Below are 15,069 nucleotides of genomic sequence, written 5' to 3' on the forward strand. Positions count from 1 at the left end.
TGAACTTTCCCACGTTCACGATCACCGGAACCGAGCAACAGGCGGCCGAGTAGCACCCCTTGCCAGAAAGTGGGCGGCGTGCCAATCCACGCACGTGGCCCAAATGGAGTACTGTTGCGAGCCCTGGGTCCGGTCTCCCGACAGGGTGCTCGGGACCTTTGAGGACCGCCGGGAGGGGGCTAGTTGCACAGGGTGACGCAGTTGGTCACTTAGCGTTGCGAATAGGTAACCGTGCCATAACGGCGATCCAGGGCCCGCGCCCGACACGCCGGGCAACTCGGCAAGGTTGTGGCAGGCTGCACCCGGGCAGGCCACACTCGACTAGCGGAAGCAGCGACGCACGTGACGTCGGCAGGCACCACCCGGGAGGTCCCCATGCCCGAACTGCGTGTCGTGGCCGTCTCGAATGACGGCACACGGCTGGTGCTGAAGGCTGCGGACAGCACGGAGTACACGCTTCCGATCGACGAACGGCTCCGCGCCGCCGTGCGCGGCGACCGTCCCCGCCTCGGCCAGATCGAGATCGAGGTGGAGAGCCATCTCCGCCCCCGCGACATCCAGGCGCGTATACGGGCCGGCGCGACCGCGGAGGAAGTCGCCCAGATGGCCGGCATCCCCGTGGACCGTGTACGCCGCTTCGAGGGCCCCGTCCTCGCCGAGCGTGCCTTCATGGCCGAGCGCGCCCGCAAGACGCCCGTGCGCCGCCCCGGAGAGAACTCGGGGCCGCCGCTCGGCGAGGCCGTCCAGGAGCGTCTGCTGCTGCGCGGCGCCGAGAAGGACACCGTCCAGTGGGACTCCTGGCGCCGCGACGACGGCACCTGGGAGGTCCTGCTGGTCTACCGGGTGGCCGGCGAGCCGCACTCGGCGAGCTGGACGTACGACCCGCCCCGCCGCCTGGTGCAGGCCGTCGACGACGAGGCGCGCTCGCTGATCGGCGAGTCCGACGACCTCGCCGCGCCCGAGCCCAGCGTGCCGTTCGTCCCGCGCATCGCGCGCCTGCCGCGCGACCGCCCGCTGGACCGCTCCGCCGACCGCGAACGCCCCAGCCTGCCCGCGCAGTCCTCCGAACCGCCGGAGGAGACGGCCACGGCCTCGGGCGAACGCGACTCGCTGACCAGCCTGCTCGAGGCGGTACCGAGCTTCCGCGGCGACCTGGTGGTGCCCGAGCGGCCCTCCGAGTCCGCCTCCGAGGAGCCAGGCTCCGAGCCCGAGGCGGAGGAGCCCCCGGCCCCCGCGGCCTCGGCCGGCTCCGCCTACGCGGACGTGCTCATGCCCCGCTCCGTCGGCGGCCACCGCGACCGCCTGATCGGGGCCACCGACCGCCAGGCCGAGGCCGACGGCGTCCGCCCGGGCCGCCGCGCGGCGGTGCCGAGCTGGGACGAGATCGTCTTCGGCACCCGGCGCAAGAAACAGGAGTGACAGCAAGCGGTCGAGGGCGCCCGCCATCGGTGGGCGCCCTCGACCGCCTGCCGACGCACCGGCAGCCGCCCGTGCGCCCCCTGCCGCCTACTGCGGGTCTGGTCCCGTCGCCACCGGACGCGACGGATCGGAGGACCACTCCGACCAGGAGCCGACGTAGAGGGCGGCCGGGATGCCGGCGACCGCGAGGGCCAGTACCTCATGGGCGCCGGAGACGCCCGAGCCGCAGTACACGCCGACCGGGGTGTCCGCGGCGACACCCAGCTCCTTGAAGCGGGCGGCGAGTTCCTCCGCGGGCCGGAAGCGGCCGTCCGGGCCGACATTCTCGGTGGTGGGGGCCGAGACCGCCCCGGGGATGTGACCGCCGACCCGGTCGATGGGCTCCACCTCTCCGCGGTACCGCTCCCCCGCTCGCGCGTCCAGCAGCACGCCCGAACGCGCCAGCGCCGCCGCACCGTCGGCGTCCAGCAGCCCGCTCGCCGCGGGCACCGGCTGGAAATCACCCTCGGGCGGGCTCGGTTCCGACGTCTCCAGGGGGCCCTCCCAGGCGGGCAGGCCGCCGTCGAGGACGCGGACATCCGGATGCCCCGTCCACCGCAGCAGCCACCAGGCCCGGGCCGCGCCCCAGCCGAGGCCGCCGTCGTACACGACCACCGGCCGCCCGGCCGAGACGCCCGCGCGCCGCATCGCCGCGCCGAACACCCCCAGGTCCGGCAGCGGATGGCGTCCCCGCTCCCCCGGCGCGGAGGCCAGCTCCCGGTCCAGGTCCACGAAGACGGCCCCCGGGATGTGTCCGGCGAGATACTCGGTCCGGCCGTCGAACGGCTCACCGTTCGCGGTGGCCGTGCTGAGCTGCCAGCGGACGTCGAGCAGCACCGGGGGGCGCTCGCCCGTCAGTTCGCCCGCGAGGTCGGATGCGGAGATGAGAGCGTTCATGGCCCCCATCCTCGCGCACGGGGTGGCCGTTTCGTCCATGTCCGGCTACTCTGCTCGGCCGGGCAGGCCCGATCACGAGGCGTACGGGAACGGGCACATGCTGTACAAGTGATCGACGCTGAGCCTCAAGCGTGCCGAAAGCGGCAAGGAGCCGGACATTGGGCATCCTCCGGGGACAGGAGCCGGCACACGGGGCACACCCGCAGGAGCGTGGCACCGCACCACCGGGGCCGGACAGGCACGGAGACGATCCGCGCAGCGGACATGACACGACCCCCGCGGGCCGGGAGATGCGGCCCCACCGGGCCGAGACGAGCACGGCCACCGACGAGGGCGGCCGAGAAGAGAGTGACGATGACCAAGGCACGGGGGTCCGCCCGCCAGGAAGGTGAGCGGCCCGCGCGGTACGCGCCCGGCACACCCTGCTGGGTGAGTCTGATGGTGCACGGCCTTGAGACGACGCAGGACTTCTACCGGGGGCTGTTCGGCTGGGAGTTCCGGCCCGGTCCCCAGCAGCTCGGGCCGTATGTGCGGGCGCTGCTCGACGGCCGGGAGGTGGCCGGCATGGGTGTGCTGCCGCCGGACCGGCAGCTGCCCGTCGCATGGACGCCCTACTTCGCCTCCGCCGACGCGGACCGCACGGCCGAGGCGGTCCGCTGCTGCGGCGGCACCATCGGCGTCGGCCCGCTGGACGCCTCCGAAGCGGGCCGGCTGGCGATCGGCTCCGACCCCTCGGGCGCGGTCTTCGGCATCTGGCAGGCGGCCGCGCACACCGGCACGGCCCTCACCGAGGGGCCCGGCACCCCCGCCTGGAACGAGCTGATCACCTTCGAGTCGGCGAGCACCGCGAAGTTCTACGAGACGGTCTTCGGCTACGACGAGGAACCGGTGGTCTCCGTGGACCTGGACTATGTCACCCTCCGGCTCGACGGCCGCCCGGTCGCCGGGGTGTACGGCGCGGGCACCGCGGTGCCCCGCGACCGGGGGCCGCACTGGACGACGTACTTCACGGTGGCCGACCTGGACGACGCGGTGGAGCTGGTGGTGCATCTGGGCGGCCAGGTGCTCAAGCCGCCCCGCGCGGGCGACCACGGCCGCACGGCGGCGGTGGCCGATCCGGAGGGGGCGCGCTTCTCGCTGCTGCAGCAGCCGGCCTGAGCGGCCGGAGCCGCGGGCAGGGGCGGGCGGGTGCGGTTCCGGACGGGCCGTCAGCTTCGGGGCACCGGCAGCACATCCGGAGCCAGGGCGGCCGCCCGGGCCGTCGCGGCGGTCATGCGGCGGCGGTGATGGCGGCGGCACAGCACCTCGTAGCCGATCTCCTCCGCGGAGTCGGTGACGTCGCCGACGACCACCTGGGCGCCCTCGACGACCATCACCCCGCCCACCGTACGGGCGTTGTGGGTGGCCCGGGCGCCGCACCAGCACAGGGCCTCCACCTGGAGCACTTCCACCCGGTCGGCCAGCTCCACCAGGCGCTGCGAGCCGGGGAACAGCTTGGTGCGGAAGTCGGTGGTGATGCCGAAGGCGTAGACGTCGAGCTCCAGGTCGTCCACCACGCGGGCGAGCTGGTCGATCTGCTCCGGCGCGAGGAACTGCGCCTCGTCCGCGATCACATAGTCCGCGCGGCCGCCCTGGGAGAGATGGTCGACGAGGTGGGCGTACAGGTCCATGCCGTCCGTGACCTCGACGGCATCGGTGACGAGCCCGAGCCGGGAGGAGAGCTTGCCCGCTCCGGCGCGGTCGTTACGGGTGAAGATCATGCCCACCAGTCCGCGCGCCGAACGGTTGTGCTCGATCTGCAGTGCCAGCGTCGACTTCCCGCAATCCATCGTTCCGGAGAAGAACACCAGCTCTGGCATGGTGAGTCGGCACCTTTCGGCGGGGTCGGTGGAACGGACGCGGGTCAGGAGCGTACTTCGAGCAGCGGGACCAGTTGTTCGGCAGGGGTCATCGAGCCGTGGTTGCCGACCATCTGCGACTCGTTGGGCTCCCGCTGGGAGGCGATGAGCAGCACGTCGTCCCGTGCCGCGGCCACCACGTCGCCGATCCTGCCGTGCACCCGCTCGTCGATCCGGGGCCCGAACCAGCCGGCGGCGATCGCCTCTTCGCGCGAGGCCACCCAGAACTGCTCGCCCAGGACTTCCCGCCAGCAGGCGAGCACATCGCCTGCGGCGCCGGGGACGGCGTAGACATGGCGGGCGCGGCCCTCGCCGCCGAGCAGGGCGACGCCGGCCTTCAGCTCCCAGTCCTCGTCGAAGTCGATGCGGTGCTGCTCGTCGAAGGGCACGTCGAGCATGCCGTGGTCGGCGGTGACATAGAGCGCGCTGCGCGGCGGGAGCTGCTCGGCCAGCCGCTGGACGAGGCGGTCGGCGTACATCAGCTGGCCGCGCCAGGTGTCGGAGTCGACGCCGTAGCGGTGGCCGGAGCCGTCGACCTCGGCGTAGTACGTGTACACCAGGGCGCGGTCGGCGGCGGCCAGTTGCCCGGCGGCGAGGTCCACCCGCTCCTCGCCGGTCAGCCGCCCGTGGAAGGTACCGCCGCTGAGCGCCACCTTGGTCAGCGGGGTGTGCTCGAAGGCCGGGGAGGACACCTGGGCGGCGTGCACGCCCGCGCGGTGGGCGAGTTCGAAGACGGTGGGGTAGGGCTGCCAGGTCTCGGGCCGCGTCCAGGGCTGCCAGCGCAGCTGGTTCATCAGCTCACCGGTGTCCGGGTTGCGCACGGTGTAGCCGGGCAGGCCGTGTGCCCCGGGCGGGAGGCCGGTGCCGACGGAGGCCAGGGAGGTGGCGGTGGTCGCCGGGTAGCCGGCGGTGAGGGGACGCCCGGTGCCGCCGCGCGAGGAGGCCAGCAGGGACGTCATGAAGGGCGCCTCCTCCGGGTGCGCCCGCAGCTGCTCCCAGCCGAGGCCGTCGATCAGGAACACGCACGCCCGGTCGGCGGGCGTCAGCTCCGGGATGGCCGCGGTCATGCCGGGGACGCCCATGCCGGCGGCGAGCGTGGGCAGCAGATCGGCGAGCGATCCGCTGCCGTACTCGGGCAGGGGTGCGGTGTCCGGGGAGAGCGGCTCGGGGTGCTCGTCCCAGGCGGACGTGTGGTGCGGCGGCGTGGGTCGGGTCGGCTGCGCCATCAGCGCGCCGGGTCCGCGGTCGCCTCGGAGAGGGCCTGCGCGAAGGCGAGCGCCTGGCGCACCGTCTCCGGGCCGTCGCCCGCCTCGCTGACCCGCAGGCTCAGGTCGTCCGCCGTGGAGTTGCCCGTGTAGCCGTGGTCGGCCTCGCAGTTCGGGTCGCCGCAGGCGGCCGGTTCCAGGTCGATGCGGGAGACCGCGCCCCAGCCGATGGTGAGCACGATCTCGCGCGGCAGCGTGCCCGGCGTGTACTGCTCCGGGTTCGCCACGACGCGGCTGACCACGATCGACGAGATCCGGTCCAGCTTGACCGACTCCGTGGAGGTGGTGGCGTACGGCGTCGGGGAGGTGCTGTCCGCCGCCTGCTCGTCGGTGTGGCTGACGATGAAGCGGTTGCCGGTGAGGACGAGGACGGTCACATGGCGCCGCACCTCGTTCTGGTCGAACGTCGTCTCCTGATGGACCAGGTACGACCGGATGGGCTCGCCGCCCACGGCGGCCTCCACCGCCTCGGCCACGAGAGCCGGGTAGTAGCCGCTGCGCTCGATCGCCGCCCGCAGCCCCTGGGTCGTCGTACTGGTCTTGGCCATGACGCCCATCCTACGGGGGACCACTGACTGCGAGAGACCGTGCGCCGCGGGTCAGTATGCGGGCAGGGTCCGCGGGCCGAGATCGTCACGGGCGGGCGGGGGCGCCAGGCGCACGGAGGCGCCGAGCACGCTCAGGCCCTGCGGGGCGACGACCACGGGTTCCAGGGTCACGGCGACGACCTCCGGGTGGTCGTGCACCAGCCGGGACACCCGCAGCAGCAGCTCCTCCAGCGCGGGGGTGTCCACCGGTGCGGAGCCGCGCCAGCCGAACAGCAGGGGCGCGGTGCGGATGGAGCGCACCAGGGAGGCGGCCTCGCGGTCGGTCACCGGGATCAGCCGGTGCGCCGTGTCGTCGAGCAGCTGCGAGGCGGCCCCGGCGAGACCGAAGGAGAGGACGGCCCCGGCGGCCGGGTCGATCACCGCCCGGACGACGGTGTCCACCCCTCGGGGCGCCATCCGCTGGACCACGGGGCGCAGCTCCTCGGCCGTGCCGAACAGGCCGGTCAGTTCGGTGTAGGCGCGGCGCAGCTGGTCCTCGTCGGCGAGGTCGAGGCGGACGCCGCCGAGGTCGGCGCGGTGCCGCAGGTGCGGGGCGGTGGCCTTGAGGGCGACCGGGTAGCCGAGCCGGGCGGCGGCCTCGGCGGCGGCGTCGGGCGTGGGCGCCGGGAGGGCGCGGTGCACGTCGATGCCGTAGGCGCCGAGCAGCTCGCAGGTGTCCTCGCTGCCGAGGGTGAGGCCCTGGCCGCGGGCGAGCATGCCGTCGATGAGGGCGGCGGCCCTGCGCTCGTCGATGTCGTCGTACTCGGGCACCTTGCCGGGCTCGGCGGCGTCCCGCCGCCACTGCGCGTAGGCGACGGCGTGCCCGAGCGCCCGCACGGCGCGTTCGGCGGCCGGGTAGGCGGGGATGAGCGGGGCGCCCTTGGGGGGCGTGGGGGTGGGGGCCGAGGGCACGGGGGCACCGGCGGCGCGTGCGGCACCAGGGGGCGCGGGGACGGGCGCGCCCTCGGACGCGACGGCCCCCGCGTGCGCCGGGGGCGCGGGAGGAGCGGTGCGTGCGCCGGGGGCGGGCGGCCGCGCAGGGGACGACGGCGGGGTGGGCGGCCGCGAGGCGGAGGGACGCAGGGCGGGCGGGCGCTCCGCCGGCGCCGGGCGGTCGGCCGGGGAGGGCCGGTCGTCAGACGGGGGCGGGGCGAGGGCCCCGTCCGGTGCCGGTGCCGGGTCGTCCGGTTCCGCTGCCGCCGGTTCCGGCCGACGCGGTGGGCGGGCGGTGCTGGCCGCCGCGGACAGGGCCTCGGCGAGACCGCCGAGTTCCACATGGACGACCAGGACCGGCTTGGACGGGGTCGCGGTGGCGGCCGAGCGGAGCGCCTCGGCCAGGGCGGCGTCGCCGACGGAGGACTCCCCCACCGAGGGGATCGCGGTGACGACCACCGCGTCGCAGCCGTCGTCGGCCAGCGCCCGGGACAGGGCGGCGTGGAAGTCCTCCGCCGTCGCCTGGGTGGTGAGGTCCTGCGGGGGGTGCGGGCGCAGCCCCTCGGCCAGGCAGGCGTCGTAGGTCAGCAGGCCCAGGGACTCGGAGTTGCCGAGGATCGCCACGCGGGGCCCGGCCGGGAGGGGCTGGCGGGCGAGCAGCAGGCCGGTGTCGACGAGCTCGGTGATGGTGTCCACGCGGATGACGCCGGCCTGCCGCAGGAGTGCGGACACCGTGGCGTGCGGCAGGCGGGTCGCGCGCACGGCGTGTCCCCGGGGTCCCGCGCCGTGGCGTGCGCCCTGCACCACCACGAGGGGCTTGGCCGCCGCGGTCCGGCGGGCGAGCCGGGTGAACTTGCGGGGGTTGCCGATGGACTCCAGGTACATCAGGGCGACGTCGGTGTCGGGGTCCTCGTACCAGTACTGCAGGACGTCGTTGCCGGAGACGTCCGCCCGGTTGCCGGATGAGACGAAGGTCGACACACCGGTCACCCCGGTGACGCCGCCGCCGCGCCGGTGCAGCCGGGACAGCAGGGCGATGCCGATGGCGCCGGACTGGGCGAACAGCCCGATCCGGCCGGGCCGGGGCATCTCGGGGGCGAGCGAGGCGTTGAGGCGCACCTGGGGGGCGGTGTTGATGATGCCGAAGGCGTTGGGCCCGATGATGCGCATGCCGTAGCTGCGGGCCTGCCGTACGAGGGCGCGCTGCCGCTCGCGGCCCTCGGGGCCGGACTCGGCGTAGCCCGCGGAGATCACGACCAGTCCCTGTACGCCGTGCTCGCCGCACTCGGTGACGACATCGGGGACATGCTCGGCGGGCACGGCGACCACCGCGAGGTCCACCGGCCCGTCGATCTCCCGCACGGAGCGGTGGGCGGGGATCCCGTCCAGCTCCTTCTGCTCCTCGGGCAGCGCCCGGTTCACCGCGTAGAGGCGGCCGGGGAATCCGGCGTCCCGGATGTTGCCGAGGATGTTGCGTCCCACTCCGCCCGGTGTGCGGCCGGCGCCGATGACGGCGACGGAGCCGGGCGCGAGCAGCCGCTGCACGGAGCGGGCCTCGGCGCGCTGTTCGCGCGCGTACTGGACGGCGAGGGAGCGGTCGGTGGGTTCGAGGTCGAACTCCAGCCGGACCACGCCGTCCTCGAAGCTGCGCTTCTGGGTGTAGCCGGCGTCCGTGAACACCTTGATCATCTTGGTGTTGGCGGGCAGCACCTCGGCGGCGAACCGGCGGATGCCGCGCTCCCTGGCGACGGCGGCGATGTGCTCGAGCAGGGCGGAGGCCACGCCCCGGCCCTGGTGGGCGTCCTGCACCAGGAAGGCGACCTCGGCCTCGTCGGCCGGGGCGGAGGCGGGGCTGCCGTCGGTGCCGATCCGGTCGTAGCGGACGGTGGCGATGAACTCGCCGCCGACGGTGGCCGCGAGCCCGACCCGGTCCACGTAGTCGTGGTGGGTGAAGCGGTGCACGTCCTTGGCGGACAGCCGGGGGTACGGCGCGAAGAAGCGGAAGTACTTGGACTCGTCCGACACCTGCTCGTAGAACTTCACCAGGCGTTCGGCGTCGTCGGCGGTGATGGGCCGGATGCGTGCGGTGCCGCCGTCGCGCAGCACCACGTCGGCTTCCCAGTGGGCGGGGTACTCGTGCCGGTCCGACGAGGTCTGCATGGGCCCCAGAGTACGGCTCGCGCCCGGCGACGGCGCGAGGCAGTCTGTGGAGAAACGGACGCGGGACCGGGGCCGCACGGCCCGCCGGGCGGCACCGAGGGCGGGCGCCGCTCCCGGCATGCCCCACGATATGGAAAACTGGTCTAGACAACCCGGAACACCGAAGGGCAGCAACACATGGCTGAGCGCCGCGTCAACGTCGGCTGGGCCGAGGGTCTCCACGCCCGCCCCGCCTCCATCTTCGTCCGAGCCGCCACGGCCGCAGGCGTCCCGGTGACGATCGCCAAGGCCGGGGGCGACCCCGTCAACGCGGCCTCCATGCTGGCCGTGCTGGGGCTGGGCGCCCAGGGCGGCGAGGAGGTCGTCCTCGCCTCCGACGCCGAGGGCGCGGACGCCGCCCTGGACCGTCTGGCGAAGCTGGTCTCCGAAGGCCTCGAGGAGCTTCCCGAGACCGTCTGAATTGCTCCGCACGGCCCGCACGCAATGAGTGCGGCACAAAGTGAGGGGTCCGCCCGGCCGCTGGGCGGACCCCTCACTTTTCATTTTCCCGGGCAGCCGGTCCCCGCCGGCGCTTTCGGGATTTCCGGGCAGCAGAAAAATCCCCCCGTGAATTTCCCGCACTCTTTGTATACGGCTCCCGTGTTAATTCCGAACGCTCGTCGTGTTTACGGCATGTTGCGCCTTCCTCACAGGCTCCCCGTCGCGGTCGCCGCCCGAGGCCGTGCGCAGCCGGTGCGCGGCGGTGGTGCGCTCGGTGTGCTGCGCGGTCAGCGAGCGGGCGCGCTCGACGTCGCCGCGCGCCACGGCGTCCACGATCGCACCGTGCTCGGCCCAGTACTCCGCCGGGTCGGACGGCGCGTCCAGGGTGTACATCCAGGCGATCTTGTGCCGCAGCTGGGTCAGCATCGAGGCCAGCGCCTGGCTGCCGGAGGCCTGGGCGAGCGTCTCGTGGAACCAGCTGCCGAGGGAGCGCAGTTCATCGCTGCTGCCCCGGCGGGCCCGCTCCCGCCCGAGCCGCACCAGGCCGCGCAGCACCTTCAGATGGGCGTCCGTGCGGCGCTGGGCGGCGCGCGCGGCCCCCAGCGGCTCCAGCAGCAGACGCATCTCGAGCAGGTCGGCGGCCTCCTGCTCGGTGGGCTCAGCCACGCAGGCGCCGGCGTGCCGCCGGGTCACCACGAAGCCCTCGGCCTCCAGGGTGCGCAGCGCCTCGCGGACCGGGACGCGGGAGACGCCGTAGCGACGGGCGAGGAGTTCTTCGGTGAGCCGGCTTCCGCGCTCGAATACACCGGCGACGATGTCGTCCCGGATCGCCGTGCACACCGAGTGCGCGGGAATACGCATGACCGACCTCCGGCTCAATCCCCGTGACACGCCGGCGAAGGGCGTGTTGTTTCGTGACTCTATTGCAATCCCGGGGATTTTCCGACGGCAGGCCGGAACTCATACTTGTTTTTTGGACAACCGGCGCGACAACCGGGCGCGGCCTGCCCCGGGGAAGCCGTCAGGCCCCGGCTCGGGGAGCCGGGGCCTGACGGAAGAGTGCCGGATGCGCGCTCTCAGAGCTCGACGCCGTGCGCGCGGAGGTAGGCGACCGGGTCGATGTCGGACCCGTACTCGGCGCTGGTGCGGGCCTCGAAGTGCAGGTGGGCGCCGGTGACGTTGCCAGTGGCGCCGGAGTTGCCGATCTGCTGGCCCGCGGTGACCTGCTGGCCCACCGAGACGCTGATCGAGGACAGGTGGGCGTACTGGGTGTAGGTGCCGTCGTGCATCTTGATGACGACCTGGTTGCCGTACGCGCCGCCCCAGCCGGCCTCCACCACGGTGCCCATGCCGACCGACCGGACGGGGGTGCCGCTGGCGGCGTGGAAGTCGATGCCGGTGTGGCTGCCGGAGGACCAGACGGCGCCGCCGGCCTGGTAGGAGGTGGAGACGTAGGAGCCGGCGATCGGCGAGACGAAGGTGTTGAGGCGCTTGCGCTCGGCCTCGCGCTCGGCGCGCTCCTTGGCGGCCCGGGCCTCGGCAGCCGCCTTGGCCGCCTTCTTGCGGGCGGCCTCCTCGGCGGCCTTGCGAGCCGCCTCCTCGGCGGCCTCGCGTGCCGCCTCGTGCTGGGCGGCGGCCTGGGCGTCGATCCGGTCGGCGACCGTGTCGCCCATGTCGATGACGGGGGTGAGGCCGGTCTGCGCCGCGGCGGGCTCGGCGGCGAAGGCGGGAGCGGCGAGCGAACCGACGACGCCGGTGCCGGTGAGGGCCGCTATGCCCGCGGCACGCGCGGTGCCGCGCTGGATCCGGCTGGGACGACGATGCTTGCCCGTGGCGCGTGTGAACGCCATGTACAGACTGGTCCTTTCCTTCCCTCTCGCCTACCGGGTTAGCTGACGGGTTCGGAGCAGGAAGGTCTCCTACGGACCCCCTCGCGGTGCGCGCGGGCGTCCGATTCACCCCAGGGACTGCGTATGGGTCCCCGGCTCCCCTGGCTCGCGCCGTACGGGGACTCGGCGATGACTGTCCGGTGCCGCGGGTGCGGCGCACTGCCTGACGAACAGCCCGCATGACGCTAAACGGGGCGAGTTTCAATTCCCAAACGGATCCCGGTTTTTGTAGCGCATCCCACAGGGCAGACAGGCCCCCTCCACCTCAATCCGGGCATAAGTGAGCCCTGGTGACGTTTCCGTCACCAGGGCTCGTCCGCGCCTGCCGCAAGGAGGCGTCCGACGGGGGCCGTACGGGCGTCGCCGGCGCGTCAGCGTCGCCGGCGCGTCAGCGGCGGCAGCTCCGGCAGCGTCGGCGGTGTCGGCGGTGTCGGCGGTGTTGTCGACGGATCGTCAACTCGCCGCCCGCACGGGCGTCCACCGCCTACTCGGCGCTCACCACTGTGACGTCGCCGATCCCGAGCGCCTCCACGGGCGCCTTGATCTGCGCCGCGTCCCCGACCAGCACGGTCACGAGACGGTCCACCGGGAAGGCGTTCACCACGGCGGCCGTGGCCTCCACGGTGCCGGTGGCCGCCAACTGCCGGTACAGCTCGGCCTGGTAGTCGTCCGGCAGATGCTGCTCGACCTGGTCGGCGAGGGTGCTCGCGACGGCCGCGGCGGTCTCGTACTTCAGCGGCGCCACCCCGACCAGGTTCTGCACGCCGACGTCCCGTTCGGCGTCGGTGAGCCCCTCCGCGGCGAGGGTGCGCAGCACGGTCCACAGGTCCTGCAGCGCGGGGCCGGTGTTCGGGGTGTCCACCGAGCCGCTGATGGCGAGCATCGCGGCGCCGGTGCCCTCCGGCGTGGACCGCAGGACCTGGGTGAACGCCCGGACGCCGTAGGTGTAGCCCTTCTCCTCGCGCAGCACGCGGTCCAGGCGGGAGGTGAGGGTGCCGCCGAGGCAGTAGGTGCCCAGCACCTGCGCGGGCCAGACGCGGTCGTGCCGGTCGGGGCCGGTGCGGCCGATCAGCAGCTGGGTCTGGACGGCGCCGGGGCGGTCCACGATCACCACGCGGCCGGTGTCGTCCGCGATCACCGGCGGGACGGGGCGCGGCTGGGCCGCGGAGCCGGTCCAGGCGCCCAGCGTGTCACCGAGCAGCGCGTCGAGGTCGATACCGGTGAGGTCGCCGACGACCACCACGGTCGCCGTGGCGGGGCGGACGTGCCGGTCGTAGAAGGCGCGCACGGCCTTGGCGTCGATGCCGGCGACGGTCTCCTCGGTGCCCTGGCGGGGGCGGGACATGCGGGAGTCGGCCGGGAACAGCTCCTTGGAGAGCTCCTTGGCGGCGCGGCGGGAGGGGTTGGCCAGCTCGTGCGGGATCTCGTCGAGCCGGTTGCGCACCAGGCGTTCGACCTCGCTGTCGGCGAACGCGGGCGCCCGCAGCGCGTCGGCGATCAGGCCCAGGCCCTTGGCCAGCCGGGAGGCGGGCACCTCCAGGCTCAGGCGGACGCCCGGGTGGTCGGCGTGCGCGTCCAGAGTGGCGCCGGCCCGCTCCAGCTCGGCGGCGAACTCCTCGGCGGAGTGCTTGTCGGTGCCCTCGGAGAAGGCGCGCGCCATGATCGTGGCGACGCCGTCCAGGCCGGCCGGCTCGGCGTCCAGGGGCGCGTCGAGCAGCACCTCGACGGCGACGACCTGCTGGCCGGGGCGGTGGCAGCGCAGCACGGTCAGGCCGTTGCCGAGCGTGCTGCGCTCGGGGGCCGGGAACGCCCACGGCTTGGCCTCGCCCGCCTGCGGCTGGGGGTGGAACTCCATCGTGGCGAGCTCGGTCACTTCGCCGCCTCCTCGATCTCGTCGCTGCCGGCGAGGGCAGCCGCTTCCTCCGCGCCCTCGGCGCTGTCCTCCGCGGTGACGGGCTCGTAGACGAGCACCGCGCGGTTGTCCGGCCGCAGGCGGGCCTTGGCGACCTCCTGGACCTCCTCGGCCGTCACATCCAGGACGCGCTGCACCGCCGTCAGGGCGAGCTGCGGGTCGCCGAAGAGGACGGCGTAGCGGCACAGTTCGTCGGCCCGGCCGGCGACCGTGCCCAGCCGGTCCAGCCATTCGCGCTCCAGCTGGGCCTGGGCGCGCTCCATCTCCTCGGGCGTGGGGCCGTGCTCGGCGAACCGGGCCAGCTCCTCGTCGACGGCGGCCTCGATCACCGGCACCTCCACGTCGCCGGAGGTCTTCACGTCCAGCCAGCCGAGCGAGGGCGCGCCGGCCAGCCGCAGCAGGCCGAAGCCGGCCGCCACGGCCGTGCGGTCGCGCCGCACCAGCCGGTTGTACAGGCGGGAGGACTCGCCGCCGCCGAGGACGGTGAGCGCCAGGTCGGCGGCGTCGCACTCCCGGGTGCCGTCATGGGGCAGCCGGTAGGCGGCCATCAGCGCACGCGCGGGGACCTCCTCCTCGACCACCTCGCGCAGCTCCTTGCCGATCACGTCGGGCAGCGAGCCGTCGCGGGGCTCGGGCTTGCCGTCGTGCGCGGGGATGGAGCCGAAGTACTTCTCGATCCAGGCCAGCGTCTGCTCGGGGTCGATGTCGCCGACCACGGAGAGCACCGCGTTGTTCGGCGCGTAGTAGGTGCGGAAGAACTGGCGGGCGTCCTCGAGCGTGGCCGCGTCCAGGTCGGCCATGGAGCCGATGGGCGTGTGGTGGTAGGGGTGGCCCTCCGGGTAGGCGAGGGCGGTCAGCTTCTCGAAGGCCGTGCCGTAGGGAACGTTGTCGTAGCGCTGGCGGCGTTCGTTCTTGACGACGTCCCGCTGGTTCTCCATGGACTCCTCGTCCAGGGCGGCCAGCAGGGAGCCCATGCGGTCGGCCTCCAGCCAGAGGGCGAGCTCCAGCTGGTGGGCGGGCATGGTCTCGAAGTAGTTGGTCCGCTCGAAGCTGGTCGTGCCGTTCAGGGAACCGCCGGCGCCCTGGACCAGCTCGAAGTGCCCGTTGCCCTTCACCTGGGCGGAACCCTGGAACATCAAGTGCTCGAAAAGGTGAGCCAGGCCGGTGCGTCCCTTGACCTCGTGGCGTGAACCGACGTCGTACCAGAGGCACACCGCTGCCACAGGGGTCAGGTGGTCCTCGGAGAGCACCACGCGCAGACCGTTGGCCAGGCGGTGCTCGGTCGCTGTCAGGCCGCCGGAGCCTGCCTGGGCTGTGGCCGTGTGACCCATGGGCATGTACGTCCCTTCGATCGCGGAGGCGGTACGTGCCGGACCGCCGTTTCTGCCGGTCCTGCCACTGTATGCAAGCGCGCGGGAAGCCGGTGCCGTTCCCACGGCGGCACGGATTCGCCCAGAGCGAGCAGGCCGCGGTGAGCGCGGTGCGGAAGTGACGGCCGGGAGCACCGGGACGCCTGGACCGGCACACCGGGGACGCGGGCGCCCGCACCGCCCGGACCACCGGGGCGGGACCACCGGGTCGGCGCCACCG

Annotated in this window: 12 protein-coding genes and 1 riboswitch; of the genes, 3 read left to right on the forward strand and 9 right to left on the reverse strand. The window is 73.8% G+C overall.

The window, feature by feature from the left end; all coding sequences use genetic code 11:
* The first annotated feature begins 375 nt into the window (after nt 1-375).
* Nucleotides 376-1,419, forward strand: a complete 1,044-nt coding sequence (gene sepH / locus HCJ93_RS26220) for a septation protein SepH (protein ID WP_167998301.1) — start codon at nt 376-378, stop codon at nt 1,417-1,419.
* Between the two features lie 87 nt (nt 1,420-1,506).
* Here sepH and HCJ93_RS26225 read toward each other — a convergent pair whose 3' ends face one another.
* Nucleotides 1,507-2,364, reverse strand: a complete 858-nt coding sequence (locus HCJ93_RS26225) for a sulfurtransferase (RefSeq protein WP_167998328.1) — start codon at nt 2,362-2,364, stop codon at nt 1,507-1,509.
* A gap of 345 nt (nt 2,365-2,709) precedes the next feature.
* On the opposite strand from HCJ93_RS26225, the gene HCJ93_RS26230 reads away from it, so the two are divergent.
* On the forward strand, nt 2,710-3,513 hold the full coding sequence (locus tag HCJ93_RS26230) for a VOC family protein (protein ID WP_167998302.1): 804 nt from the start codon (nt 2,710-2,712) through the stop codon (nt 3,511-3,513).
* A 50-nt stretch (nt 3,514-3,563) separates the two neighbouring features.
* Here the strand turns inward: HCJ93_RS26230 and HCJ93_RS26235 are convergent, their stop codons facing one another.
* The 4 genes from HCJ93_RS26235 to HCJ93_RS26250 are packed head-to-tail and all read right to left on the reverse strand — an operon-like array spanning nt 3,564 to nt 9,198.
* On the reverse strand, nt 3,564-4,214 hold the full coding sequence (locus HCJ93_RS26235; RefSeq protein WP_167998303.1) for a thymidine kinase: 651 nt from the start codon (nt 4,212-4,214) through the stop codon (nt 3,564-3,566).
* Nucleotides 4,215-4,258: 44 nt separating this feature from the next.
* Nucleotides 4,259-5,479, reverse strand: a complete 1,221-nt coding sequence (locus HCJ93_RS26240) for an alkaline phosphatase family protein (protein ID WP_167998304.1) — start codon at nt 5,477-5,479, stop codon at nt 4,259-4,261.
* Nucleotides 5,479-6,075, reverse strand: coding sequence for a DUF5998 family protein (locus tag HCJ93_RS26245; RefSeq protein WP_167998329.1), 597 nt, complete (start codon nt 6,073-6,075; stop codon nt 5,479-5,481). Before HCJ93_RS26245 ends, HCJ93_RS26240 begins: the two co-directional genes overlap by 1 nt.
* A gap of 42 nt (nt 6,076-6,117) precedes the next feature.
* The gene (locus tag HCJ93_RS26250; RefSeq protein ID WP_167998305.1) at nt 6,118-9,198 is read right to left on the reverse strand and encodes a bifunctional acetate--CoA ligase family protein/GNAT family N-acetyltransferase; all 3,081 of its coding nucleotides are present in this window, start codon (nt 9,196-9,198) and stop codon (nt 6,118-6,120) included.
* Nucleotides 9,199-9,375: 177 nt separating this feature from the next.
* Here HCJ93_RS26250 and HCJ93_RS26260 point away from each other — a divergent pair, with 177 nt between their 5' ends.
* Complete coding sequence (locus HCJ93_RS26260; protein ID WP_167998306.1) at nt 9,376-9,657, forward strand: HPr family phosphocarrier protein; 282 nt, start codon at nt 9,376-9,378, stop codon at nt 9,655-9,657.
* 183 nt (nt 9,658-9,840) lie between these two features.
* Here the strand turns inward: HCJ93_RS26260 and HCJ93_RS26265 are convergent, their stop codons facing one another.
* The 4 genes from HCJ93_RS26265 to HCJ93_RS26280 all read right to left on the reverse strand — a co-directional run bounded on the left by HCJ93_RS26265 (nt 9,841) and on the right by HCJ93_RS26280 (nt 14,816).
* Nucleotides 9,841-10,539: a GntR family transcriptional regulator gene (locus HCJ93_RS26265; protein ID WP_167998307.1), complete on the reverse strand. Its 699-nt coding sequence runs from the start codon at nt 10,537-10,539 to the stop codon at nt 9,841-9,843.
* 215 nt (nt 10,540-10,754) lie between these two features.
* Nucleotides 10,755-11,528, reverse strand: a complete 774-nt coding sequence (locus tag HCJ93_RS26270; protein ID WP_167998308.1) for a M23 family metallopeptidase — start codon at nt 11,526-11,528, stop codon at nt 10,755-10,757.
* A gap of 12 nt (nt 11,529-11,540) precedes the next feature.
* Nucleotides 11,541-11,706: riboswitch (cyclic di-AMP (ydaO/yuaA leader) on the reverse strand.
* Between the two features lie 345 nt (nt 11,707-12,051).
* The gene (locus HCJ93_RS26275; protein WP_167998309.1) at nt 12,052-13,440 is read right to left on the reverse strand and encodes a M16 family metallopeptidase; all 1,389 of its coding nucleotides are present in this window, start codon (nt 13,438-13,440) and stop codon (nt 12,052-12,054) included.
* A complete protein-coding gene (locus tag HCJ93_RS26280) occupies nt 13,437-14,816 on the reverse strand; it encodes a M16 family metallopeptidase (RefSeq protein ID WP_167998310.1) in 1,380 nt (459 codons plus the stop codon). The genes HCJ93_RS26275 and HCJ93_RS26280 overlap by 4 nt, the downstream gene beginning before the upstream one ends.
* Between the last annotated feature and the right edge of the window lie 253 nt (nt 14,817-15,069).

Source organism: Streptomyces composti (genome assembly GCF_012034205.1).
In the GTDB taxonomy this organism is placed as follows: Bacteria; Actinomycetota; Actinomycetes; order Streptomycetales; family Streptomycetaceae; genus Streptomyces; species Streptomyces composti.